18 protein-coding genes, 1 tRNA gene and 1 pseudogene are annotated in these 24,732 nt (G+C 37.3%); 8 read left to right on the plus strand and 12 right to left on the minus strand.

Annotated elements, in window-relative coordinates; all coding sequences use genetic code 11:
- Positions 1-7 precede the first annotated feature (7 nt).
- The gene (locus PXG98_RS01010) at positions 8-2,032 is read left to right on the plus strand and encodes a ComEC/Rec2 family competence protein (protein WP_276388478.1); all 2,025 of its coding nucleotides are present in this window, start codon (positions 8-10) and stop codon (positions 2,030-2,032) included.
- On the opposite strand, the gene PXG98_RS01015 is transcribed toward PXG98_RS01010, so the two are convergent.
- The 3 genes from PXG98_RS01015 to PXG98_RS01025 form a co-directional block, all read right to left on the minus strand.
- Positions 2,029-3,801 (minus strand): peptide MFS transporter, encoded by a 1,773-nt coding sequence (locus PXG98_RS01015; protein ID WP_276388480.1) that lies wholly within the window; start codon positions 3,799-3,801, stop codon positions 2,029-2,031. The genes PXG98_RS01010 and PXG98_RS01015 overlap by 4 nt on opposite strands.
- Before the next feature lie 62 nt (positions 3,802-3,863).
- Complete coding sequence (locus tag PXG98_RS01020) at positions 3,864-5,243, minus strand: peptide MFS transporter (RefSeq protein ID WP_276388482.1); 1,380 nt, start codon at positions 5,241-5,243, stop codon at positions 3,864-3,866.
- A gap of 16 nt (positions 5,244-5,259) precedes the next feature.
- On the minus strand, positions 5,260-7,425 hold the full coding sequence (locus tag PXG98_RS01025) for a S9 family peptidase (protein ID WP_276388483.1): 2,166 nt from the start codon (positions 7,423-7,425) through the stop codon (positions 5,260-5,262).
- Positions 7,426-7,590: 165 nt separating this feature from the next.
- Between PXG98_RS01025 and PXG98_RS01030 the strand changes: the two genes are divergently transcribed.
- Both PXG98_RS01030 and PXG98_RS01035 read left to right on the plus strand, forming a co-directional pair.
- Positions 7,591-8,910 carry a hydroxymethylglutaryl-CoA reductase, degradative gene (locus PXG98_RS01030; protein WP_276388485.1) on the plus strand — a complete coding sequence of 440 codons (1,320 nt, stop codon included), beginning with the start codon at positions 7,591-7,593 and terminating at the stop codon, positions 8,908-8,910.
- Positions 8,907-9,860: a GYDIA family GHMP kinase gene (locus PXG98_RS01035; RefSeq protein ID WP_276388487.1), complete on the plus strand. Its 954-nt coding sequence runs from the start codon at positions 8,907-8,909 to the stop codon at positions 9,858-9,860. The genes PXG98_RS01030 and PXG98_RS01035 overlap by 4 nt, the downstream gene beginning before the upstream one ends.
- A 32-nt stretch (positions 9,861-9,892) precedes the next feature.
- Here the strand turns inward: PXG98_RS01035 and PXG98_RS01040 are convergent, their stop codons facing one another.
- From PXG98_RS01040 to PXG98_RS01070, 7 genes are all read right to left on the minus strand, one after another.
- Positions 9,893-12,013 (minus strand): peptidylprolyl isomerase, encoded by a 2,121-nt coding sequence (locus PXG98_RS01040; RefSeq protein WP_276388489.1) that lies wholly within the window; start codon positions 12,011-12,013, stop codon positions 9,893-9,895.
- Between the two features lie 90 nt (positions 12,014-12,103).
- Positions 12,104-13,333, minus strand: a complete 1,230-nt coding sequence (locus tag PXG98_RS01045; RefSeq protein ID WP_420909542.1) for a hemolysin family protein — start codon at positions 13,331-13,333, stop codon at positions 12,104-12,106.
- Between the two features lie 59 nt (positions 13,334-13,392).
- Complete coding sequence (locus tag PXG98_RS01050) at positions 13,393-13,599, minus strand: hypothetical protein (protein ID WP_276388492.1); 207 nt, start codon at positions 13,597-13,599, stop codon at positions 13,393-13,395.
- Complete coding sequence (gene lptC, locus PXG98_RS01055; protein ID WP_276388494.1) at positions 13,596-14,198, minus strand: LPS export ABC transporter periplasmic protein LptC; 603 nt, start codon at positions 14,196-14,198, stop codon at positions 13,596-13,598. The genes PXG98_RS01050 and lptC overlap by 4 nt, the downstream gene beginning before the upstream one ends.
- 2 nt (positions 14,199-14,200) lie before the next feature.
- Positions 14,201-15,571: a tetratricopeptide repeat protein gene (locus tag PXG98_RS01060; protein ID WP_276388496.1), complete on the minus strand. Its 1,371-nt coding sequence runs from the start codon at positions 15,569-15,571 to the stop codon at positions 14,201-14,203.
- A 40-nt stretch (positions 15,572-15,611) separates the two neighbouring features.
- Positions 15,612-16,877, minus strand: coding sequence for a BamG family beta-barrel-assembly machinery protein (gene bamG / locus PXG98_RS01065; RefSeq protein WP_276388498.1), 1,266 nt, complete (start codon positions 16,875-16,877; stop codon positions 15,612-15,614).
- Positions 16,878-17,606 (minus strand): type III pantothenate kinase, encoded by a 729-nt coding sequence (locus PXG98_RS01070; protein WP_276388500.1) that lies wholly within the window; start codon positions 17,604-17,606, stop codon positions 16,878-16,880.
- 124 nt (positions 17,607-17,730) lie between these two features.
- Between PXG98_RS01070 and PXG98_RS01075 the strand changes: the two genes are divergently transcribed.
- From PXG98_RS01075 to PXG98_RS01085, 4 genes and pseudogenes are all read left to right on the plus strand, one after another.
- Positions 17,731-17,803, plus strand: a tRNA-Phe gene (locus PXG98_RS01075).
- A gap of 340 nt (positions 17,804-18,143) precedes the next feature.
- Positions 18,144-18,419 (plus strand): annotated as a pseudogene (locus PXG98_RS16505) (hypothetical protein); the annotation flags it as partial.
- A 141-nt stretch (positions 18,420-18,560) separates the two neighbouring features.
- On the plus strand, positions 18,561-18,839 hold the full coding sequence (locus tag PXG98_RS01080) for a hypothetical protein (protein WP_276388501.1): 279 nt from the start codon (positions 18,561-18,563) through the stop codon (positions 18,837-18,839).
- A 141-nt stretch (positions 18,840-18,980) separates the two neighbouring features.
- Positions 18,981-20,474: an amidohydrolase family protein gene (locus PXG98_RS01085; RefSeq protein WP_276388502.1), complete on the plus strand. Its 1,494-nt coding sequence runs from the start codon at positions 18,981-18,983 to the stop codon at positions 20,472-20,474.
- Between the two features lie 190 nt (positions 20,475-20,664).
- Here PXG98_RS01085 and PXG98_RS01090 read toward each other — a convergent pair whose 3' ends face one another.
- Both PXG98_RS01090 and PXG98_RS01095 read right to left on the minus strand, forming a co-directional pair.
- Entirely contained in the window at positions 20,665-23,064 is a 2,400-nt protein-coding gene (locus PXG98_RS01090) for an ABC transporter permease (protein WP_276388504.1), read from the minus strand.
- Between the two features lie 129 nt (positions 23,065-23,193).
- The gene (locus PXG98_RS01095) at positions 23,194-23,886 is read right to left on the minus strand and encodes an ABC transporter ATP-binding protein (protein WP_276388506.1); all 693 of its coding nucleotides are present in this window, start codon (positions 23,884-23,886) and stop codon (positions 23,194-23,196) included.
- A 306-nt stretch (positions 23,887-24,192) separates the two neighbouring features.
- Here PXG98_RS01095 and PXG98_RS01100 point away from each other — a divergent pair, with 306 nt between their 5' ends.
- The gene (locus tag PXG98_RS01100) at positions 24,193-24,600 is read left to right on the plus strand and encodes a MoaF N-terminal domain-containing protein (protein WP_276388508.1); all 408 of its coding nucleotides are present in this window, start codon (positions 24,193-24,195) and stop codon (positions 24,598-24,600) included.
- Positions 24,601-24,732: the final 132 nt, after the last annotated feature.

Consider the following 24,732-nt stretch of genomic DNA (forward strand, 5'->3'; position numbering starts at 1 on the left):
CATTTTAATGCATCTATTAGACTCTATATCGGTTAGGCTTACCATTTTTTTATCCATAGGTATTATTCTAGCTTACCATTTTAACATTTCCCTCCTCTTCTCTGCTATACTTTGCCTTCTGAGTATAGTTTTTTTAGGTCTCCAAACTATATTATATCCCATGAAGGGAAATCTTCTATTTCTTATTCTCTTCGGATTTGCAGGACTCAGTTTTGGCATGCTTAGAACCAATATATCGCTCCCAAAAAATCATCCAAATCACTATAGTCATAGACTTCATTTAGAGGACCAAAAAATTGTTCTCAAAATAAACAGCAAGCTAAAAGTTCAATCCCAGAGACAAACTTTTATTTCCGAAATATTGCGCTATGCCGATGACCAATCTACGGGAAAGATATTGTTAACAATACAGGGGAATCCAGCTAACAACTCCATAGAAATAGGTGACCGTATTCTTTTCATGGGAAAATTGGAAGCAATTAATAGTCCTTTAAACCCCGGTCAATTTAGTTATAAGAAATACATGGCTCTAAAAGGAGTTTACCATCAAGCTGCCGTAAAATCTAATTCTTATATAAACCTAAAATCCGTTAATCCCACATCATATCACATAGAAAACACAAGAAATAACTTACTTCATACGATCGACAGACTATGTTTTAACGAAAGGGAAAGTGGGATTCTAAAAGCCCTGCTTCTAGGAGAGCGTAATTATATAGAGCAAGAAACTTTTAACGCTTACAAGAAAGCAGGGGCCTTACATTTATTAGCTGTTTCAGGCCTGCATATTGGGATTGTATTACTCTTATTAAAATTTGTCTTATCGCCCTTAACCTACTTTCAAAAAGGAGATGCTATTACCACCGCTTTAATTATTCTAATACTATGGTTCTATGCCTTTTTGTGTGGATTTACACCTTCGGTAATTAGAGCAGTTTCCATGTTTTCATTTGTTGCCTATGCCATATATTTAAAACGCGTACGCAACTCTTTCAACTTTTTGGGGCTCTCTATTCTTTTTATATTAGCATTTCTAGACCCCTTCTTACTATTTCAGGTTGGCTTTCAATTAAGCTATGCAGCCGTAGTTTCTATTTTCTGGATTTATCCCAAAATCTATCCTATCTGGAAGTCCAGATATATTATAACTACTAAACTTTGGCAATTAATAGCGCTTTCCCTAGCAGCACAAATAGGGGTGTTTCCACTAATTCTCTTCTATTTTAATGAATTTCCTGTGCATTTTCTTATAGTAAACATTGCCATAATTCCTTTTTTAGGAATAATCCTTGGAACAGGTTTTCTATTGTTGATACTAGCTTCTTTTAACTTATTTCCCAGTGTTCTATTACAATCTTATCAAATTCTTATTTGGTCGATGAATGAAATAATTCTAGGGCTCGGAAAACAAAAAGTCTTTATTCTAAAAAGAATCTACTTGGATGGGTTTGGTCTGGTACTTTTATATTTAATTATTATTCTCATCTTCCATTTTTATGACAGAAGAAGTTTTTTCTACCTGCGGCTAACCGGACTCTTTATTATACTATTTCAAGTATGGAATAGCCTTAGCTTGTTCAATAAGTCAAAAGAGCAAGAACTACTTATCCTACATACCCCGGGAAAAACAACACTTTTAAAAAAAGAGAGGCGGCAACCAATACTTTACAGTTCGGATACCGTTGTAAACCTCAGGCTCCTAGATCCCATTCTTACTTCGGACCGATTAAAAGAGCTTCGATTTAAAAAATTAAAGAATGTCTATATTTTAAAGGGAAAACATTTAGTCTTGTTAAACAATCTCAGTTTCCCAATTAATTCAAACTATAAAACCCATTTTTTACTGCTGACAAACTCTCCAAAAATAAACCTCAACAGGTATTTAGACAGTTTACAGCCCAAAGTGGTTATTGCTGATGGAAGTAATTACAACTCTTATGTTAAAAGGTGGAAAACAAGCTGTAGAAATAAGAATATAACTTTTTACGCCACCGCAGAAAGAGGCGCGTTTGCCATTAGTTCTTTAGACTAACGTACGCCATGCATTAGTTTCTTTAATACTGGATTAAGAAATACCGATAAGAGACCTACGCTTATTGGAACTAAGGCAAAAACAAGAAAGAATATCCCCAAGGAATACTCTTCTGAAATCTTATCGATCATTCCACCAGCTGTACCTGCGGCTTTTTGCCCAATTGCAATCGCTAAATACCAGATTCCAAACATAAAGCCTATCATTCTGGCAGGCACCAATTTGCTTAAATAAGACAAGCCTAAAGGAGATAAACACAATTCTCCCATGGTATGAAGCAGATAGGTAATTATTAAAAATATCATACTTACAGAGGCCGTCCTAGCTCCAGGTTCAATACCGGAAGACCCATAGGCAAGAACAGCAAAACCAAGACCCAATAAGATGAGTCCAATACCGTATTTCATAGCCGCGGTTGGATTGTATTTACTTTCCCACCATCTAGAAAAGAAAGGTGCCAGAGTGATAATAAAAAAGGAATTAAGGATACCAAACCAAGAGGCGTCAATTTGATTCCCCTCTTGTGACAACTTATCCGTAAGTCGAAGAATAACCAGTGCCCAAATACCCACAAATGCCACAGCTAACACCAAGTTTGACCAACCTATTTTGGTGTAGGTCTTTTTTGCCAAAAGATAGAGTACCCAGCTTATGATTATCAAAGGAACTGTGGTTAGCAAAGTATCTACAATTTTAAACACAGTGGCAGCTGTTCCGATTAGTTGACGATTCGTATAATCTCTTGCAAAAAGTGTCATAGAGCCAAGGGCTTGTTCAAAAGCTGCGAAAAAGAAAACCGTAAACAATCCAAAAATTGCCACTGCTATGATCCTATCTCGCACAACAGGAATATATCGAGCAATTCTCGATACTATTAAAACTAAGAAAAGAATTAAGGCTATTAATACAATTCCATTGGAACCGCTTAAACCGAAAATACTAAAAGGAATAATCTGAGACCCGCTAATCTTCTCAATAGGATCATTAAAAAGGTAAATAAGCCCCCCTAAGGAGGATAGAACTATTAAAATATAATCAACCGCAGTGAAAGGATTTAACTTTTCTAATTGCGCATGCTCTTCTTGTTTTGTACTTTCTTTATTCGCTTTCTTATCTATGGAAATGTTTGTAGGCTTCCCTCCTATTTCCCCAAATAAATTTTTTGCCAAAAGAAACTGAAGCATCCCTAAAAACATAAAAATACCAGCTAAACCAAAACCATAGGACCAGCCGTAATTTTCCGCTAAGTATCCACAAAGCATCATGCCAAAAAAGGCTCCGGCATTTACTCCCATATAAAAAATGGTGTAGGCCCCGTCTTTTTTTGACTCCTTTCCCTTATACATTTCCGAAATAATAGAGGTAATATTTGGTTTAAAGAAACCAGTCCCTATAACCAGAAGAGCAAGTCCCATGTAAAAAGAAACGGTAGTTTCCAAAGCCATGGCGGCATGCCCTAAGGTCATAATAATACAACCTAATACTACAGCCAGTCTATAACCTGTTATCCTATCCGCAACGTAGCCACCAATAATGGGAGTTAGATATAGGAGTGAAGCATAGGTGCCAATAAGAGCTAGAGCATTTTCTCTAGGCCATTCCCATCCCGGATTATCACTTATAATTGGAGCAGTCAAAAAAAGTATAAGCAAAATACGCATGCCATAAAAGGAAAAGCGTTCCCACATCTCGGTAAAAAACAAAACCATTAAACCCGCGGGGTGACCTAATACCCTGTCCTTGAACAAATTCTCTATATCCGTATTCATGGTAAAAAAAGTTTATTTGATTTCTGAAAAGTCAATTTAAACAATGTTTAAGGACCGTCGTCTTACTCAATAATTTCATCTCCAGCGACCATCACACGTTCATTATCTTCTGCGCCATGAGTAAGGGCCTTGAGCTTTTTAATAAAAAGCCAGATAAGTAGTCCGAAAAATATACAGAAAACGGCGATACCTGTAAACACAGTATATTCGCCATACTGGGAAGCCGACTCCCCCAACAAACCAGCTAGCTTATTACCTAGGCCTGTTGTGGCAAAATAAAGTCCCATCATTAAAGAGGCATACTTAGCTGGTGCCAATTTGGTCACAAAGCTCAAAGAAACAGGTGAAAGACTTAACTCACCAACGGTATGAAAAAGATATGCTAATACTAACCAATACATAGCAGAAGAACCTGTTGCCTGATATTCCGCAGTGGCAGCAGTCATAAAGAGAAACCCAGTACCCATAATAATCAACCCTATTATCATTTTAAACAAGGAAGAAGCTTCCTTCCCCTTCAGTTTTCTATTGGCCCAATAAGCAGCAACAACAGTACCAAGGGTTATAATAAAAAAGGCATTTAATGATTGAAACCAAGAGGCTGGAACTTCCCACCCCAAAAGCATTCTATTGGTATAATCCTTTGCATAAATATTCATCAGTCCTCCGGCTTGTTCAAAGGCACCAAAAAAGACAATTACCATTAAGAAAGATAAAATCAAGACTATTACTCTGTCTTTTTCAATCTTGGTAAGAGGTCTTTTCAAGGCTTCTCTATCTTCTAATTTATCGGACTTCCCTAAATACTCCCCAACTCCCTTAAGGTATTTTTGACCATAAACGAATTGTATTAGACCAAAAAGCATACAGATACCTGCCAGGCCAAAACCATAGTGCCAACCATATACTTCGCCCACATAGCCAACGATCAAACTAGATAGAAAGGCTCCAACATTAATTCCTATATAAAAAATAGTAAATCCCTTATCCCTTCTTATATCTCCTTTCTTATATAGTCCTCCCACCATTGTTGAAATATTGGGCTTTAGCATTCCAACTCCGGCGATAATAAAACCCAAGCCCGTATAAAATGCCCACATTTGTTCTATAGCTAACACACTATGGCCGATTACCAATAAAATTGCACCCAGAATAACTGATTTCTTCTGGCCCAGAAACCTATCCGCGATAATCCCACCGGGGATGGATGCAACATAAACTAACATCGTGTACCAACCATAAAGTGCGAGTGCCTCCCCATTTGTCCATCCCAATCCTGGATTTAAGTCTGTAGTCTGTGTTACTAAGTAAAGAACTAATATGGCGCGCATACCATAATAAGAGAAACGTTCCCACATTTCTGTCATAAAAAGGACATAAAGGCCTACTGGCTGCCCAAAAAGCTCCTTTTGATGTGCTGGTTTACTGCTTAGGTCTGACATATTTTAGTTGGTTTAGTTATAAGTTAGATTTAATAAAGTTTGTCATTTTGGTATAAAGATGCAAACGGGTGTTACCGGAATAAATCCCATGGTTCTTATCAGGGTAAATAGCCCATTCAAAATCCTTATTTGCCTGAATTAAAGCTTCTACCATACGCATGGTGTTTTGAACATGTACATTATCATCTCCAGAACCATGCACTAATAAATACTTTCCCTTCAATAATTCGGGATAACTCAAAGGAGAGTTATCATCATATCCCCCGGGGTTTTCTTGTGGGGTTTGCATAAATCTTTCCGTATAAATGGTATCATAAAAACGCCAACTTGTAACCGGAGCAACAGCAATGGCCATTTCAAAGACATCATTCCCCTTTAATAAACAGTTCGTAGACATAAAACCTCCATAACTCCAACCCCAAATTCCTGTTCTAGTCTCATCGATATAAGGTAATTTACTCAACTCCTCCGCAGCAGCTATTTGATCTTCCACTTCATATTTTCCCAATTCTTTATACGTTAGCTTCTTAAAATCGCGTCCTTTGAAACCCGTACCCCTGCCGTCTACACAGACCACAATATAGTCATTAGAAGCCAGCATCTGAAACCAATAATCATTATTTCCATTCCATTTGTTTGCAACCCTCTGCGATCCTGGTCCGCTATACTGTGTCATAAACAAGGGATATTTCTTGGATGGGTCAAAGTTGGAAGGTTTTATCATCCACATATTTAGATCTTCACCATTTATATTTATGGTAGAAAACTCTTTTTCTGGTAAATCGTACGACAAGAGTTTTGATTTTAACAGGCCATTGTTTACTAATACTTTGAGCTCTTCGCCTGTGGAAGTATCTATTAGACTTATTAGCGGTGGTGTTGCCGCCGAGGAATAACTGTTAATAAAATAGGTGAAATCTGTGCTGAATTCTCCAGAATTAGTGCCCGTTCTGGAAGTTAAACGTTCTTTATTCTTCCCTTTTAAATTAATTGAATAGACATCTCTATTAATAGAGCCATTTTCTGTAGACTGGTAGTATACCATATTTTTCTTACGATTGAAACCGTAGTATTTAGTTACTTCCCAGGGTCCCATGGTAATTTGACTCAGGGGTTTCCCTTCCTGAGAATGTAAATACAAATGGTTAAACCCGTCTTTTTCGCTAGACCAAATAAAGCGATCATCTGGTAGAAAAGTAAGGTCGTCCTTTACTTTTACATATGCCTTATCTTTTTCATTATGAAGAAGTGATAATTTCTTGCTACTAGTATTATACGACCAAAGCTTTAGATCATTTTGACGCCTGTTGACAGTCTGAAAACTAAGATCTTGAGGGTTATTTCGCCACTGTATTCTAGGTATATAATAAGGATCGTTTAGGGCAATGTCCACGATATCTGTGGAGGATAGGTCATAAATATGTAAGGATACTTTGGCATTTTCCTCACCCGCCTTGGGATATTTAAACACCGACTGTGAAGGATATAAATTGGAACCGTAAATATCCATGGAAAAAACAGGGACGGAAGTTTCATCAAAACGGAGGTAGGCAAGTTTGGTGCCATCGGCATTCCATTGAAAAGCTCTGACCAAATAGAACTCTTCTTCATACACCCAATCCGCTATCCCATTAATGATACTATTCTTGATGCCATCAGTGGTTAATGTGACCGTTATCGAGCTTTTTAAATCATAGACATATAGATTATTCTCTTGGGCATAAGCAATCTTATTACCATCTGGCGAGAATGCAGGTTCCTGAATCTTTTCCTCAGATACCTGAGAGACTTGCCGGCTTACTAAGTCTAATACGTAGTATACCCCTTTGGTAGATCTGCGATAAATACTTTCTATTTCAGTTCCCAGTAGAATTTTTGTTTCATCCTTACTAAATTCATAGGTAGTAAAATAAGGAATGGCCATATTATCCTCTGAGCTAACTACAGTTTCAACCTTTTCGAGGCTTTTATAATTAAACTTTTCAATAGCGCTGATTTGGCTTGATGAATTAGAGTTCAATAGGGTATATTGCTCTCCATTATTCATCGAATTAAAAGACTCCAATACTTCTTCCTGAAAATTTCCGGCCCATACTTCTTCTAGTCCAATTTGTTTTAACTGAGCCAGTCCAGAACTCACAAAACACAATCCAAAAAACAGAAAAATAAATATCTTCTTCATACTTTATAAAAATATCCTTATTAACCTCCAAGTTTACTAATATTTTTACGATATAAATAGGAAACATCACAAAATCTTAAAGGTAAAAGAATAGTCAAATAAGCTTTACTTAGCCAAGTCGTTTCTTGCTAATCCTTATCTTTGCAAAGACTAAATTGGATTTCTATGACCCAACCAATCAAAGGTTTCTCCAAACTTTCTAAAGAACAGAAAATTGCATGGATAGGAGAAAACTACACTGAAAATGTGCAGAATACAAAAGATATTTTAAGGCAATATTGGAATAATGATCCAAAATTGCAGCAGCTACACGACGAGTTTATAGAAAATACCATAAGTAATTATTACCTCCCTTTTGGAATAGCTCCCAATTTCCTAATAAATGAAAGAATTTACGCCATCCCTATGGCTATAGAAGAAAGTTCCGTAGTAGCTGCAGCAAGTAAGGCGGCCAAATTCTGGTTAGACAGAGGGGGTTTTAAAGCGGAAGTAATAGGCACAGAAAAGGTTGGGCAGGTGCATTTTATTTATACGGGGAACTCAGAAAACCTCTTTCGTTTTATAGGAAAGATTAGGCCTAGTTTCTATGCAGAAGCCAAGTCTATCACCGAAAAAATGGAAGCTCGCGGTGGGGGAATATCCAGTATTGAAATAAAGGACAAAACAGATCTTCTTCCCAACTATTACCAACTTCACTGCACCTTTGAGACTCTCGATGCCATGGGAGCCAACTTTATAAATTCTTGTCTGGAACAGTTTGCGACCACCTTAAAAGCTAAGGCAGACAGGGATGGCTTTCTCAAAGAAGGTGAAAAATTAGAGATTGTAATGAGTATCTTGTCTAATTATGTACCTAACTGTCTGGTCCGGGCAGAAGTTAGTTGTTTGGTCTCTGATTTATCTCTAGACACTACAATTCCTCCTGAAAAATGCGCAGAAAAAATAGTACAAGCTGTTGGCATCGCCAATGTAGAACCACATAGAGCAGTAACCCATAACAAGGGAATAATGAATGGGGTAGACGCGGTTATACTTGCCACTGGAAACGACTTTAGAGCTGTAGAAGCCGGGGTTCATGCTTTCGCTGCAAAAGATGGAGGCTACAAAAGTTTAACCAATGCGAGCATCGAAGATGGAGTTTTCAGGTTTTGGATAGAAATTCCCTTGGCATTAGGCACTGTTGGCGGACTTACCAGCTTACATCCAATGGTACAACTAGCCCATGAAGTTTTACAATACCCCTCCGCAAAACAACTCATGGAAATTGTTGCTGTGGCAGGTTTAGCGCAGAACTTTGCAGCATTGAGCTCCTTGGTTACTACAGGAATTCAGGAAGGGCATATGAAAATGCATCTTTTAAACATTCTAAATCAGATGAAAGCGACGAAGGAGGAGAAAACTACCTTGGTATCCTATTTCAAGAATAATACGGCTACCCATAGTGCGGTAGTCGAGGCGCTTGATAAACTGAGAGAGAATTTATGAAGAAGGTGTATTACAGTAATGGCAAATTACTTCTTAGTGGAGAATATGCAATCCTAGACGGTGCAATGGGCCTGGCTCTGCCTACTTCTTTTGGACAATCCTTAATAGTTTCCCCAAATAACTCCCCCGAGTTACATTGGGAAAGTATAGATGATAAGGCCAAGCTTTGGTATTCCTTAACCCTCAATATGGCAGTTTTCTCCGCAGACGAATTAATGCACAATCAAGGGCATTATTTCAAAACCAAAGGGGATACTATTGGAGCTATTTTGCTACAAATTTTGGGTGAGGCAAAAAAACTAAACCCTCACTTTCTTCAAAACGAGGGATACAAGGTCTCTACTGTTTTAGATTTTCCAAAGGACTGGGGACTAGGGAGCTCGTCTACCCTAATCAACAATATCGCGTCCTGGGCAGGGGTAGACCCCTTCCTTCTGTCTATAAACACCCTTGGAGGCAGTGGTTATGATATTGCCTGTGCTGGTTCAAACCTTCCTATAACCTATAGACTAGAGAATGAAACACCCAAAGTAGAAAAAGTAGACTTTGATCCACCCTTTAAAAATAAATTGTTCTTTGTATATCTCAACCAAAAGCAAAATAGTAGAGAAGGCATTAAGACTTATAGAAATAGATTAAAAAACACGCATAGCCTTATAACTAACGTCGACCAGATAACGAATTCTCTGCTCAGCTGCAGGGAACTGTCCCTTTTTGAATCTCTTCTCCAGGAGCACGAGTTACTTATCGCCTCAGTATTACAGACAAAACCAGTAAAAGAAAAATTATTTAAAGACTACCAGGGCGTAGTAAAAAGTTTAGGAGCCTGGGGTGGAGATTTTCTATTGGCCACAGGAAGCGAAGCCTATTTAAAAAGATATTTCAATAACAAGGGTTATAAGACTATCTTGCCTTATTCGGAAATGATCTTACAAAAAAACCTCTCCTAATAGAGAGGTTTTTTTATTATTTATAGGTCTAACTAGTAAAAAGTAGCTCTGTTATCTTTTATCTCTGAATTTTCTTTTAAAGCTTCAAAAACACTAGCTGCGACCCTTGTTCCGTTTGCAGTTTGTACAGAATTTGCAAAGGTTGCATAATTTTCTAATGCCGGAGCTTCTTCTTTTTTAACAACTTCTACCATAAATACTCCAGTCTCTCCTTCAATTAAGGAAGAAGAACTTCCTTGATCCAGAGCAAAAGCAGTTCCAACGACCATAGATTCTCTTCCTGCACCTGGAATAATCGGATTTTTTACCGTCAGGGCAGAGGCATTGGCAATGGTTACATTATTTAAAGAGGCTATGTCTTCCATAGACTTTCCAGAATTAGCCTGGATTATTTGAGCGGCCTTCTTTTCTTTTCTAATCTTGGGCAGCACTGTGGCAGAAGCATCTTCAACGCTCATTATTCCTTCTTCATAGGTAGCTGTTAATTGAACTACTGCGTAGCCATTTCCAATACTAAATCTCTTAATATCTCCTATATTGGTTTCTTCGTTAAAAGCCCATTGAACTATATTCCTTTGGTTATCCAAGCCTGGCAAATTCTCATCCATTTGCTTTACCTTATTTACCGGTCTTACGAGTAGTTCCTTTTCTTTTGCAAGATCCGGGAAAGACATATCCGATTCTATAGCTCCCATTTCAAACTTCGTTGCGTCTGTAAAAAGGGTGTTTAAAGTTTCTTCCGATGCCTCAATTTCTCTGCTCAAGGTAGCCAGTTGCACTAAGTTTTCTTTGTCGTCTACCCTAACAATATGATAGCCAAACTCCGTTTCTACAAGTCCTATATATCCTACATCATTACCAAAGGCAAAATCGTTAAACTTAGGAGTCATCACGCCTTCCTGAAAATAGCCCAAATCTCCTCCTCTGGGTGCAGAGGGTCCATCAGAATTATCTCTTGCCAATTCTGCAAAAACTACATCTGCTTTTTTTGCTTCTTTTAAAAGCTCTTTAGCTTTTGTCTCAGCCTCTTCTTTTGTTCTGGAAATAGCAGGATTAGCTCTTTCTGCCCCCTCCCAGGTTATAAGAATATGGCTTGCCTTTACGGAACCGTTAGGCTTTTTGGCAACCATTTTTGTAACCTTGTAACTATTGTTATCCTTATAAGGCCCATAGAGTTCCCCTATTTCCAAGCCCATTAAGCTGTCGGCGAATTTTATAGGCAAGTCTTTCTTAGATTTATATATTGTATCAAATTTGGTGTCAGAATTTCTATCGAGAAACGCGGCATTGTCCTTGGTATTTCTAAAGCCGGGAATAGTATCTGTAGCGTCGCGTTCTTCAAAATATTCTACCGTATCACTTAGTAATTTTTGTATATCCTCCTCTATTGCGGCTTCATCTTCTGCAGATGGCTTATCATCAAAATATACAAACTGAATATCACGAGCCGGATCTTGTTTGTATATTTCTTTATGCGCCTTAACGTATTCTCCTATTTCTGCCTTAGAAATGATAAATGAGCTATCGGGAATTGAAGTATAGGGGACTCTAACATATCTAATATCTACTTTATCTGTAGAGAGTTTATAATCTAGTTCTCCTTCTTTCAAAGTAGCTCCTACCCCAGCTCTAATTAAACTGTAGTATGTCTGCTCCTTTGCACCTTGTATTATTGCATCTTCATCTTGCAGCCAATCCTGGTATTGTGCAGGCGCGTTAACACTGAGCTCTGCGATGAAATCTCTAAATTTCATTTCATCGAAAAATCCATTTTCATCTAAAAACTGCGGGTTTTGAGAAATCCCAGGGCTCGATTGAATTACGTTAATAATTTGATCTTGCTCTATGGATATTCCCAGATCTTCAATCTGCTGTCCTAAGATTGTATTTCTTTCAACTTGGCTCCAAACCGAATTTACCAACTGCATCGAAGTCAAATTTGGCCCTCCTCTTCTGGAAGCCCTTTCAACTTTTCTTCTAAAATCGTCTATAGAAATTTCCTCTCCATTAATCTCACCCACCGAAGAACCTACTTTTCCTCCACCAAGATCATTGCTAGTAAATATCCCAGAAATTACGAAGGCAAATAATGCCATCCCGATAATAAGGATTAACACCGTAGTACGTTTTCTAATATTCTCTAGAATTGCCATTGTTTAGTTATTTTTAAATCAGTTTGCGAAATTAGTATTTTAGATTAAGAAATAAAAACATTCCTAGGCCTATCTGTTCCTGTTCTTATGCTAAACCTTATCTAAAATTTGAAGGGATACCAAATCGATTTTTGTGCTGGAGACTTCCAGGATATGAAAAACAAAATTTTCTATCCGGATCTCGGTATCTTTTTCAGGAATTTCTCCTGTTTCATTAACAATTAATCCCCCAAGGGTTTCATACTCTTCGCTTTCAGGAAGTTCTAATTTATATTGTTCATTGATATAGTCTACTTCCAGTCGTGCAGATAATTTAAATCTATTCTCAGAGATTTGTTCTTCAATTAGATCCGTAGTATCATGTTCATCTTCAATTTCTCCAAATAATTCTTCTACAATGTCTTCCACGGTCATAATACCAGAGGTGCCTCCATATTCATCAAGTACAACCGCAATACTCTTACGCTTTTTGGTTAACACATTTAGAATATCCTGAATCAGCATTGTTTCTGGAACAAACTCTACAGGCAGTAAAATACTCTTTATCGTTTTTGGTTTTTTGAAGAGTTCGTAAGAGTGAATATATCCAATGATATTGTCAATAGTTTCTTTGTAGACAAGAATTTTGGACAAACCCGTTTCGGTAAAGAGTTTTGCTAAATTTTTGGGACTTTCTGAAATGTCTACAGCAATGATTTCTGTACGAGGAACCATTACTTCGCGCGCCTTTACCGCTGAAAATTCCAAGGCATTTTGAAAGATCTGGATTTCGGAATCCAAGTCGTCCTCCTCTTTTACAGTCTCCATTTGCTCGGTTATATAGTCCCCTAGTTCCATCTTACTAAAAACAAGTTGTACCTGATCTCCTTCGGTTTTAAAAAATAGTTTTAAAATTATATCGGATACCCGGATTACAAAATCAGATAATAGAGAAAACAATACATAGAAAATATAGGCTGGAAGCGCCAAAATTTTCAGTAGAGAATTGGCGTAAATTTGAAACAGTACTTTTGGCAAGAATTCTGCCGTAATCAATATAACAAGGGTAGAAATAATGGTTTGGGTTAACAGACTAAAATTGGTGAACATCAGCTGAAGAAACGCACTATTGTTGGGCAACATGGTCTGAAACCAGTTCATAAGCGCTTCTCCCATAAAAAGTCCGTAGATAACAAGAGCAACATTGTTTCCAATAAGCATGGTTGCAATAAACTTGGAGGGCTTTTTGGTTAGCCGGTCTAAAATTTTAGCCAGCAGCCCATCTTGTTTCTTTTCAATTTCTATATGGATTTTGTTCGCAGAAATAAAGGCTATTTCCATACCGGAAAAGAATGCTGAAAACAAAAGAGAAATAACGATAATGAAGAAACTCGAATCCACTAGTTCTGCTGGTTATCGCGTTTGCGTTTTTCAAAACGATGTCTATAATTTCTTCGAAAAAGAAACATCCCTATAGAAACAATCCCGAAGAAAATAAAGATGTACGTACCCTCTCTATCAATATTCCAAAGTTCAAAAATTTTATAAACTGAAATAATTGCTACTGCCAAATACAAGTACTCTGTATACTTTAATATTTTTATCATGACTCTTCTTTTATTGTAATTAACCCGTAGGTTTTATGTGCATTAAAAAAGCTAAAATCCTTATTAAAATCCATTCCTTCGCCGTCCATAATGGTCCCATCTTCAGGATTGGTATATTTAAAGGTGCTCTGTGTAAAAATCCATTGGTTTGCTCTATCCCAATATAGTTGCGGCGCCTCTAGTTTTTTCCCATCGTGCGATTTAATTACCACATTGCCCTGTAGGTCTACAAGATTGGTAGTTGAGTAGACAATACCATAGTCTGCTGTAATAGTGCTTTTATTGTTCTCTTCATCAAAAAAATCAATTTCCAAACCCTTTGGAAAAGTCCTGTATTTAAACCTCATATTATCGAAGTCTTCGCTCATGGGGCTGGTAAGGACTGCAATAATGCGAGAGCCTCCTTCATCTTCACTCTCTAATTTCCTTTCCGTTTCTGTATAGGTCAGTACAAAGTTATGGGCTATTCCCTGAGGGTAAATGGTTTCCTGCGCCTCCTCTCCTATTCTTTGGTAATTATCCTTACAGCCATTAAAAAACAATGCCACAGTAAAAACTATGGCAAGGTTCCTTATGTTATTTCCAATAAAATGCCTCATTCTTAGAGGTTAGGTACGGTAACGCTACCTCCTACCCAACAGCTAAAGCTTACAGACTTTCCGGCCATACCAGAATTAAATATGTCTGTTTTGGTTGGTGCTTTTGCACTATAACTCGCTGCAGCCTGGCTAGCCCTGCTACTCAAAGATGGATCTACTCTACCTCCTTTTCGCGCCATATCTGCAGCCTTCCAGTAGATAGCTCTTTTCTCGAAAGGCGTTTCTCCACATTGGTTAGCACTACTAGCGTACAGGGTAGCTATTAGTAAATAAGCTTTTCCATTTGCAGAATTAGCATCAATTGCCTTTTGTGCATATTTTCTGGCTGTAGACTTACTTGTTTTTCTATAACTCGTAGCAATCTTGTAAGCAATATTAGACTTCTTTTTGCTATCTGTTTCTAATTGAAGAGCCTTATCAAAGTCAGCAATAGCCCCTTTAGTATCCCCGGCTTTTTTCTTAAGAGTTCCACCATATACGTAGGCATCTGCGGACGGATCTAAAGCCAACTGTGCTTCAAATAGTTTTTGGAACATAGGGTCGTCTGTACATTCTTTACTGAACATTCTGCCTACTGCTCTTTTAACCCAATCAACATCATTTTTCTTTGCCTCAAAACTCTTCTCGTATAATGGAATAAGGTTTTCACAATCTGCCAGGGCTCCAAGTTTAGAATCTACACTCCCTGCAACTTTACCATAAGATTCCGAGTTGGTAGTAGCCACTTTTAATCTTCTTTTTTCTTTAGAAGTTAGGGTACCAGCCTCTTCTTTGGGAAGCAATTGACTAATTACATCGGTAAGCTTTGCATTTTCTTCTTCAATTTTTTCAGTAACGTCGTCATAGGTATCAAATACAGACTGCAAATCCTTACTGCCCTCATTGTACAAGTCTACCAGACTAGAAAAGTAAAGGTATAAGGCCTTTGGGTTTTTAAAGTTTTTTCTATCCGATTTAAAAGCGTCATCTAACATTTTATACAATTCAGCATCTGAAGACATTTTATTGTCATATAACAATAAGGCCTTGTCAATGGCCACATCAGATTCTGAAAATTGTGCTGGGAAAGTGCTTAAACTTGTATCATATAGAGATAGTAAGTCTTTTATATACCCATCTTTTTCGGCTCCAGAACTCTTTTTAATTTTGTCCTTAAGAATCCTTTCTCCTAAGGTAAAATTTGCCTTATTAATGGATGGACAGTTGTCATAAACCATTTTCCAGGGGGTATAGGCCGCATCATAATTCTTCACTTTTGCATGCTCTGCATAGATAGAAAGATTAGTCATACACTCAGGATTTTGAGCCTGCGCATTAGCAAAACTCATCACTCCTAAAATCCCTATCATCATCAAGTAAAACTCCTTTTTCATCTTGTTTAAATTTTAAAGTGGTTAAAGTAGTAAATTTTTATTAATTAATTTTCCTTTTTTGGAACCATTTATCGTTGAACGACAGTCCTATGTTGACTTTGAAGTAACTCTCCTCCACCAAATTGGCAGTTGCTGTACCCCTAATTCCGTACATAAAACCTAGATTTATATTGTCAAAACCGGCCCCTAATGGTAGACCTAAACCAAAAGTTATGCCATAATCTTTAATCTCCTTGGCATTAATAACCATTCCTGTATTTTCGTATCGCGCTCCAAAGCGGTAATTAACCCTCTTGGCGTAACTGGTAAAGGAGGCGTAATCTGGTATAATATACCCCCCTATTGCAATGGTACTGGCATCCTTATAGGTTATATTACTTTGGTCTACAAATTCATTCCGGAAGCTCGATAAGCCCTGTAAACTATATTCGGCCCCTAAAAACCACTTTTTATCTCTCCCAAATCCTAAGCCCAAGGTGGTGATGGTTGGAATCTTCAATTCGGTATTTTTTAGATCTAAAGCCTCCAAATCTATATCACGCCCTTCAATTTCTTCTCCTGTTATAGTTGAAAAAGAACCAAGGGATTCTTCGTTTTGTGAAGTTAAATTTGCCTGTGTATTTACCATTAAGGAGGTAAAAAGGGTATACCTTCCCATAATACGTGGAGTATAGGTAGCTGCATAATTAAAGTCGAACCCCTTTATTTGCGATTGTTTAGAATTAATAACCCCATATTGCACCCCTGCAATATTTTGTACGGTTCTATATTCTAAAGATCCAAAACTGTAGTTCACTGTGGCACCAATATGAAAACTTTTGGTAATTTCATATCCCGCGGATAAAAAGACCTTGTTTAGACCTCCCTCTCCACCAAACTGGTTTACAACCGTATCCTGAACCGCCGTGACGTTATCTGCAAATACGTTATACCCTACAGAAGTATATGGGAGGACTCCAAATCCTATTCCCATTTTTGGGGTAATCGGAATACCTAATGCAAGATATTGAAGAGAGGTTACAGAAGTTTGTTCGGTACCGGTATAGTCGGTGAGGGTTACCTCGGCATGCCCCCCGGCCGCCGTATAGTTTACCAAACGTAGCTTTCCGTAGGCCGCTGGATTTTGCAAATTGGTGTGAATACTATCCGTATACATTCCAAGTCCGCCCATCGCTTGGTTTTCAACTGTAGATTGGGCTCTAATATCTCCTATTCCGTGATAAGAATATGGGGAAACGGAACTGTTTTGTGCATAGGCAGTAGCCACTACCAGACAAAGTATTGTAAATACTATTTTTCTTAACATTTAACGTTTGTTGTATTCCAACAGGTAATTCAAGCCTTCAAGGAGAAAATTAGAATTCGCAAATAACGTATTTTTTAATCGTTTAGACAAAAATTGGGCATCCCCTCCTGTTAAAATAACTGTTAAATCTTTAAAACGTTCTTGGTATAGGGCGATCACCCCGTCTATCTCCAAGGAAATTCCGTTTAAGATCCCACTATGGATGCTGGAGGCCGTAGAATTTCCAATAAAATCGAACAATTCCTCCGGATTCAATAAAGGCAATTTTTGTGTTTGTCTATGCAGGGCTTTATATCGCATGTGTAATCCCGGGGAAATTGCGCCCCCTAAATATTCTCCAAAATCATTTACAATATCATAAGTAACACAGCTGCCGGCATCTATAACAAGAACATTAGATTCCGGATATTTATAAAATGCTGCTGTGGCCAGGGCCAATCTATCCATTCCAAGGCTATTAGGGGTGGCGTAAGAAATTTTCAAAGGAAATCTAGACTTATGGGATAAAAGATGCACTTCACAAAAAACGGCTAAGGCAGCAAGCTTTTTTTTATCAAAGTCAATTACAGAAGAAACCAGGGCAGACCTAATATTGGGGTAGGCATGAAAAATGCCCTTTACTTTCTCTGTAAAACTTTCTTCCTGCCCCGCTTCCTGCCAAAGCAGAGTGATGCCATTAAACACAGCATATTTGATCAGAGTATTTCCTGCATCAATAACTAGATTCATAGTACAAAGATTAAAAAATAAAAAAAGAGTGGGCTTTTTTTTCTATTTTGTTTGCAGTTCCTAAATTTGAAAGTATATTTGCGCCCTTGTTTGATTAAAATTTAATCACAAGTTTATATAATGGGGTACCTTAGCTCAGTTGGTAGAGCAACGGACTGAAAATCCGTGTGTCCCTGGTTCGATTCCTGGAGGTACCACTTAAAGCACTAAACCCGCTTCTTTCTTAAGAAGCGGGTTTTTTGTTTTTATGTTGCAGGGAAATGTACTTTTCCTGGGGGTTAGTATTTACTACAAAGAATAGGAACTACCCTTTTATCAGAATATTCTTTCAGGCTAAAATAGGAATTACTAGATTAGGCATTAAAGGGATATATTGTTTTATATGCTATATTCAATTATTGTACTTTTTGCTCAGAAACCACTAGCCAATGATAAATTTTTTAGAAGAATAAGACAGGATTTGCTTTTAAAAGGTAAAACTGGAAAGTATTTTAAATATGCAATTGGTGAAATTGTTTTAGTGTTATTGGTATTTTAATTGCATTACAATTAAACAGCTGGAACCAGAACAGACAAAATCGTACGCAAGAACAGCAAATCTTAGTTCAATTACTAAACGAATACGAAAATAATTTAATCCAATTAAATCAAAAAATATTCATTAGAAACGAAACAGTTTCATCCACATTCAGATTACTAAATTATAAAAATGATGAGACGCTAAGTGTTGTTGCAGATAGTTTTAATTTACACCTTGGAAGAGTAATAACACGCCCTACTTTCGACCCAGAACTTGGTGTCACTACAGAACTTACAAGTTCAGGGAAATTATATCTGATAACAAATGCTTCATTAAGAAACGACATCACCTCCTTTCCTAGTTTTTTAGGTGAGCTTCGAGAAGAAGAAATGGTGATTTTTAATCAAGTCGAAGAACGATTAATACCTTTTATAATGGAACATTATCAATTTGGGAGAATTGTTGGAGAAATGTTTAGAGACGAGCATATTAAGAATAAAGTAACTTTCGTTGTAGCTGAAGGATATAGTTCAACTATCGATTTATTTACACAAGTTGATTTTAAACCCTTACTAGATCACCCAGACTTTGAAGATTATTTGGCATTAATGATTAATAATTCGGTTTACACCAACGAACAATCTGAAGGGGTTAAGGTGAAAATAGAAAACATAATTTCTCTTATTAAAAAGGAATTAAAAAAGAAAGAATAACCAATGCATAAACTTCTTGTATAGTGTATGACCTTCGGGATACGCAGCATAAACAAAGCGTTGTAGCCACTTAAAAAATAACCAAACGTAACAAAGCTAGAAGATATTCGTCTTACGCTTAAGAACCAAAACAGACAGCTAATGAAAAAAATATTAGCCATTCTCTCTCTTATAGTTTTATGCTCTTGCCAGGAGAATACAGAACAATTGAACCTTACCCAAGGCCTCTACATATCTAACGTCACCCTTATATCCACGGAAGACGGAAATTATGACCCCTTCATTGGTCATTTAGTTGTGGAAAAAGATAAAATCGTTTATATAGACAAAAATGAGCCAAGTATTAAGGGAACATTCGAAGAGATAGATGGCACAGGAAAATTCCTGATTCCAGGTTTAATTGATAGCCATGTTCATCTTTCGGGAGTAATTGGTATGCTTCCACACCATGAGGAAAAATATCCTGAAATAGCAAAAGAATTTAAGATCCAAATGCCCAGAAGCTACTTATATTATGGCTTTACCACGCTTGTAGATCTAGGAGGTATCTCCGATGAACTAATAGCGCTTTTTAAGAGTCAAAAATTAAGTCCCGATTTATATCATGTAGGGCATTCAGGTGCCGCTGTTGCAAATGGTTATCCTATGAACTTTGCCCCTGAAGAATATCGCTTTCATACCCAACCGAATTTTGTATACCTGGAAAGTCAGGCGGAAAATATTCCAGATGAATATAAACCAGCCGACCATACACCCAAAGCAGTTGTTAACCGAATTAAAAATTCGGGAGCCATTGCTGTAAAATCTTATTACGAGACTGGTTTTGGAGGCTTCTCTAATCTGCCTGTGCCAACCAAAAGTATTATGACTGAATTACTTGACGAGTCACATGCCAATGGGCTTGTGCTTAGCGTTCATGCAAATTCACTTGAAGGGCATGCTTTTTTGGCAGACATAGGTGTAGATATTATTGCGCATGGACTATGGAACTGGCAAAAGCATAAAGAGGTTCCAACAGACTCTCTTCCCTTAGAAATAAAGGAAATATTGGATATGCAAATCGAAAAGCAAATAGGCTATACACCAACTTTAACGGTTATTGCAGGGGAGGAAGCGTTACTCGATAAAGAATTTCTTAGCCAACCCCACTTAAAAAAAGTGGTACCTAAAAATTTACTGGAATGGTATAGCACCGAAGAAGGACAATGGTTTGCTAAAGATCTTTTTGGCGAATCTAATATAGAGGAAACCCATAGAATCTATGGAAATGTGCAATCGCATGCAATGTTAGTTTTAAAATATCTTTCAGACAATAATGGACTAATTCTATTTGGTACAGATACGCCTTCCGGACCAATTTATGGAAACCAACCGGGTTATAATGGCTATTGGGAACTTAAACTAATGAAAGAAGCAGGAGTTTCCTTAAAAAAAATACTTTCATCCGCTACCATTAATAATGCCAAAGCTTTGCAATTAGACGCTTCTCTTGGTTCCCTGGCTATCGGAAAAAAGGCCAATATAATTTTAATGACCAAAAACCCTTTGTTAGACATTGAAGCATATGATGCTATAGAAAAAGTGGTTCTTGAAGGTGAAGTCCTAAAAAGAGAAGAATTAGAGGTCAAAGAATAACTGCCTATTGTGTTCTTTTTTATTCGCCTTTAAATAATACTTACATTTTTTTGAATGTATAAACGTCTTCTCCTAACAAAACCTTGTACTGCACCGATACCCTCTATCTGAATTAGCTGTGATCCCCTTACTTCTTTTATAGGATTTATTTCTATGAATTGTCGAATACAATACTACTTGTACAGATTAACTATTCTGTTCTCAAACTATCCACTGGGTTAACACTGGCGGCCTTAATAGCCTGAAAGCTAACCGTAAGCAAAGTTATTGCCAGAGCTCCAACAACTGCCAAGACAAAAATCCACCATTCAATAATTACCCTATATGGATAGTCTTGCAACCATCCGTTCATCAGGTAATAAGATATAGGGATAGCAATAAAACAGGAAATGACAACTAATTTTAAAAAATCTTTAGAAAGCATGTTCCATACATTAAAAACCGAAGCTCCCAATACTTTTCGAACCCCAATTTCTTTAGTGCGCTGTTCCGCTACGAAAGAAGTTAAACCGAATAGTCCCAGACAACTAATTAGTATTGCAAGAGCAGTAAAAATACCCGACAAAGTACCTATGCGTTCTTCTGCACTGAATTTCTTACCGTATTCGTCATCTACAAAATCGTAGTGAAAAGGAAGACCAGGGAAATGCTCTTTAAAAACTCTTTCAATCACGGCTAAATTCTGACTTGCGCTCTGTTTTGGATTTAAGCGTAGGTTATAATAACTGCCGTTACCATGTTTGTCGAACACATACATGCCTTGCTTTACACGTTCATAAGGACTTTGGGTAATCATATCTTCCACCACTCCAATTATTCTAAGTGGAGGATCCGGGTCTTCCTCAGAATCATCCTTTATTAAAACCCCAATAGGATTAGATAGTCCAAGGTATTTCACGGCAGTTTGGTTTATGAGAACGGCATTTGAATCGGTTGCAAATTCTTTCGAAAAATCTCTTCCCTCAACTATTTTCAAGTTTAAGGATTTGGCGTATTCATGCGAAACCTCTGTCCATGCCAAGTCTTCTTGAAATCCTTCTGGCTTCCCTTCCCATGTAAAGCCATTTCGGTTAGACCAAATTCGTGTTGTGGGACTGCTGGATGTAGACATTTCAATTACCGCATTGGAGCCTAAGAATTCGCTTCGCATCAATTCATATTTACCAGTGAAATCCTGACTAAAAGTAGGTATCTGAATCAAGCCTTCCTTGTCATAACCTATGGGACGATTTTTAGCATGATTAATTTGTTGCATCACAATAACGGTTCCTATGATAAAAGCTACCGAGACGGTAAATTGTAAAACCACTAGAATCTTCCTGGGGAGGCCCTCGTACTTCCCTGCTTTAAAGGTTCCTTTTAAAACATCCACTGGACGAAATGATGATAAATAGAGGGCTGGGTAACTCCCTGCTATCAAAGAGGTTATAAGTATAAAAAATATAGAGACAATCCAGAAAAGAACATTTTGCCATGGAAAGCTAATTTCCTTTCTGGAAAGTTCATTAAATCCGTCTAATGAAAGGAGAACGATAAAAATAGCAAGAAAAAAGGCAAAGCAGACCACAATAAAGGATTCGCTTAAAAATTGTTTAATCAACTGGTTTCTCTGTGATCCAATACTCTTACGAATACCAACTTCCTTGGCTCTTTTTTCTGATCTTGCCGTACTTAGATTCATGAAATTAATACAGGCTAGTAGCAAAACAAAAAGGCCAATTATACCAAAAAGCCAGACATACTTTATTCTGCCTCCAACTTGTTTGCCTTTTTCAAAATTGCCCCTCAGATACCACTCTTCCATAGGGAATAAAAATAGTTGAGGATTAAACTGGGCATTATCCTCGTCTAACTCTTTTTTTACATTTCGAATTTTATCGGTTACAGCCTGCATACTGGTGTTGTCTGCAATTTGTACAAACATTTGAAAAGAGTTATTTCCCCAAGAATTGATAGCTTCTTTTACCCATTCCTGTGTGGTGATGTACTTCTCCCATGGCATAAGAAATTCGGCATCGTTAAAGGAATTATTTACGGGAATATCTTCATAAACTGCTGTGACTTGCATGTCGTATTGGTTATTAACTTCTATTACCTTTCCAATAGCCTCTTCCTCACCAAACAGGGCATTGGCTACAGATTCCGATAGCATTATAGAGTTAATTTCGCGCAAGCCATCTTTTTCGCCTTCTAAGATCTTTAGATCTAACATTTCCGGAGCTCCCCTCTGCATAAAATTTCCGGACTTGGAAATGCTCTTGTCACCATATTTTAAATACTGTGAATTATTCCATGAAGACATCACCAAATGTTCAAAATTGTCTAAATAATTGTCCCGGAAGGCAACTTCCAATGGTCGAGGGATAGCTGGGCCTGTGCCTATTTCGCCGTTAAAGGTCTGGGACTGGAATACCTGCGCAATCTTGCTTTTATTGGTATAATAATCATTAAAACTTATTTCATCTTCGATCCACAGGGCAATAATAAGAGTCACAGCAATTCCAAGTGCAAGTCCGCCTATATTGATAATCGAATAAGCTTTGTTCTTTTTTAGATTCCTCCAGGCAATGGTTAGATAGTTTTTAAGCATGTGATTCGTTTTTTATTGATGATTGATAATAATTCTAGTACTGTTGGAAATTATAGGATTGACTTCAATTTAAGGATTATTTTATGGGCAGAAAAGCTACACAATCCTTTATCTCTTCATAAGAAATACCTAACTCATTGCTCTTAATTTATTACTACTATCGGAAACAATTTGACCATCGAATAAGTTAACAATATTATGTGCATAATAGGAATCTCTTTCGGAATGTGTAACCATTATAATAGTTGTTCCTTCCTGGTTCATTTCGGTTAACAGATTCATTACTTCGATGCCATTTTTAGAATCCAAATTTCCAGTGGGTTCATCGGCCAGAATCAGTTTTGGTTTTGTTACCAAAGCTCTGGCTATGGCTACACGTTGCTGTTGTCCCCCTGACAATTGGTGTGGATAATGCTTCTTACGATGTGATATTTTCATTCGGTCCAGGACTTGGATAACTTTTTCCTTCCGCTGGGCAAGACCCATTTTTAAATAGATTAAGGGTAATTCAACATTTTCAAAAACGGTTAATTCATCAATTAAGTTGAAACTTTGAAATACAAAGCCAAGATTACCTTTTCGCATTGCAGTTCGTTGTCGCTCTTTAAGTCCACCTACTTCTATACCAGAGAAATTATAACTTCCCTGCGTAGGGCTGTCTAACATCCCGATTATATTTAGTAAGGTAGACTTGCCACAGCCGGAAGGCCCCATTATGGCTGTGAAGCCACCCTCTTCTACTTTTAGATTTAGTTTTTGTAATGCCAGGGTCTCTACCTCGTCGGTTTTATAACTCTTCCCAAGGTCCTTTATCTCTATCATATTTAGGCGGTTTTTGGTTCATTTCATTTTAAAGACAGGAGAATTATAAAATAGTGACAGTTTTGCTAAATTTTTTTTAGAATCCTTTCTTTAGAATGCGGAAGAATCCTTGCCTCAAGAAATATGGAACCTTTGCTGAGTACAGGAAGGATTCTTTGGTATAAATAGAAACTAACAAAAAGTTCTTTGCTGGGACTGTTACTATCCAATACTTTAGAGAAATTATGTGAGATGTGTCTTATAGAAGTTAGTTGGCCGTTTTATGCCATAATTATTAATCTGTATATTTAGCTCTAAACCAATATTATGAAAAAGCTTACAACTATTATTCTGGTCTTTGTGGCAATTTCGTTTCAGGCAATAGCGCAAGACGAAGAAAGAACAAATCTATTAGATGGAACTTCTATGGACTATACCTATGAAAATGGAGGTGGGGTTCATGCTGATTTTGTTAATGGAAATTTTAATTATAAATGGACCGCCGGACCAAACGAGGGAGTTGAAGGCTCGGAAGATTATATGTCGAAAAAAATAGGAGACAAATTGTACATGATCGGTTTTATGGTCGAGGCGAATAAATCCTATGTTACTATTGTATTTAACTTTAAGAAGAAGGTATTTTCAACTTCAGCCATACTCTCTCCAGGTACGGACAAGGAAATGATTCTGTTTGAAGGAGGGATTATAAAGCAAGTAGTACTAAAAGAACAATAACCCGGTAATCATTTCTAATTTAACTTTTAATGACTAAAAGCTTGGATACCTCAATTGATTTATTATAGAAATCAAGTCTTATCTGAAAACTCTTTCAAGGGTTAAAATGGCCGAAAGAATAGAAAAGCTGAA

Source organism: Eudoraea chungangensis, assembly GCF_029360665.1.
In the GTDB taxonomy this organism is placed as follows: domain Bacteria; phylum Bacteroidota; class Bacteroidia; order Flavobacteriales; family Flavobacteriaceae; genus Eudoraea; species Eudoraea chungangensis.

Bases quoted from the DNA above. Each gene is read 5' to 3' on its own strand.
- PXG98_RS01095 (WP_276388506.1), bottom strand. From the start codon at position 23,886: ATGATAGAGATAAAGGACCTTGGGAAGAGTTATAAAACCGACGAGGTA.
- PXG98_RS01010 (WP_276388478.1), top strand. From the start codon at position 8: ATGCATCTATTAGACTCTATATCGGTTAGGCTTACCATTTTTTTATCC.
- PXG98_RS01025 (WP_276388483.1), bottom strand. From the start codon at position 7,425: ATGAAGAAGATATTTATTTTTCTGTTTTTTGGATTGTGTTTTGTGAGT.
- PXG98_RS01035 (WP_276388487.1), top strand. From the start codon at position 8,907: ATGAAGAAGGTGTATTACAGTAATGGCAAATTACTTCTTAGTGGAGAA.
- PXG98_RS01100 (WP_276388508.1), top strand. From the start codon at position 24,193: ATGAAAAAGCTTACAACTATTATTCTGGTCTTTGTGGCAATTTCGTTT.
- PXG98_RS01050 (WP_276388492.1), bottom strand. From the start codon at position 13,599: ATGATAAAAATATTAAAGTATACAGAGTACTTGTATTTGGCAGTAGCA.
- lptC (WP_276388494.1), bottom strand. From the start codon at position 14,198: ATGAGGCATTTTATTGGAAATAACATAAGGAACCTTGCCATAGTTTTT.
- PXG98_RS01015 (WP_276388480.1), bottom strand. From the start codon at position 3,801: ATGAATACGGATATAGAGAATTTGTTCAAGGACAGGGTATTAGGTCAC.
- bamG (WP_276388498.1), bottom strand. From the start codon at position 16,877: ATGTTAAGAAAAATAGTATTTACAATACTTTGTCTGGTAGTGGCTACT.
- PXG98_RS01020 (WP_276388482.1), bottom strand. From the start codon at position 5,243: ATGTCAGACCTAAGCAGTAAACCAGCACATCAAAAGGAGCTTTTTGGG.
- PXG98_RS01060 (WP_276388496.1), bottom strand. From the start codon at position 15,571: ATGAAAAAGGAGTTTTACTTGATGATGATAGGGATTTTAGGAGTGATG.
- PXG98_RS01085 (WP_276388502.1), top strand. From the start codon at position 18,981: ATGAAAAAAATATTAGCCATTCTCTCTCTTATAGTTTTATGCTCTTGC.
- PXG98_RS01040 (WP_276388489.1), bottom strand. From the start codon at position 12,013: ATGGCAATTCTAGAGAATATTAGAAAACGTACTACGGTGTTAATCCTT.
- PXG98_RS01030 (WP_276388485.1), top strand. From the start codon at position 7,591: ATGACCCAACCAATCAAAGGTTTCTCCAAACTTTCTAAAGAACAGAAA.
- PXG98_RS01090 (WP_276388504.1), bottom strand. From the start codon at position 23,064: ATGCTTAAAAACTATCTAACCATTGCCTGGAGGAATCTAAAAAAGAAC.
- PXG98_RS01080 (WP_276388501.1), top strand. From the start codon at position 18,561: ATGGAACATTATCAATTTGGGAGAATTGTTGGAGAAATGTTTAGAGAC.
- PXG98_RS01070 (WP_276388500.1), bottom strand. From the start codon at position 17,606: ATGAATCTAGTTATTGATGCAGGAAATACTCTGATCAAATATGCTGTG.
- PXG98_RS01045 (WP_420909542.1), bottom strand. From the start codon at position 13,333: ATGGAAATAGCCTTTATTTCTGCGAACAAAATCCATATAGAAATTGAA.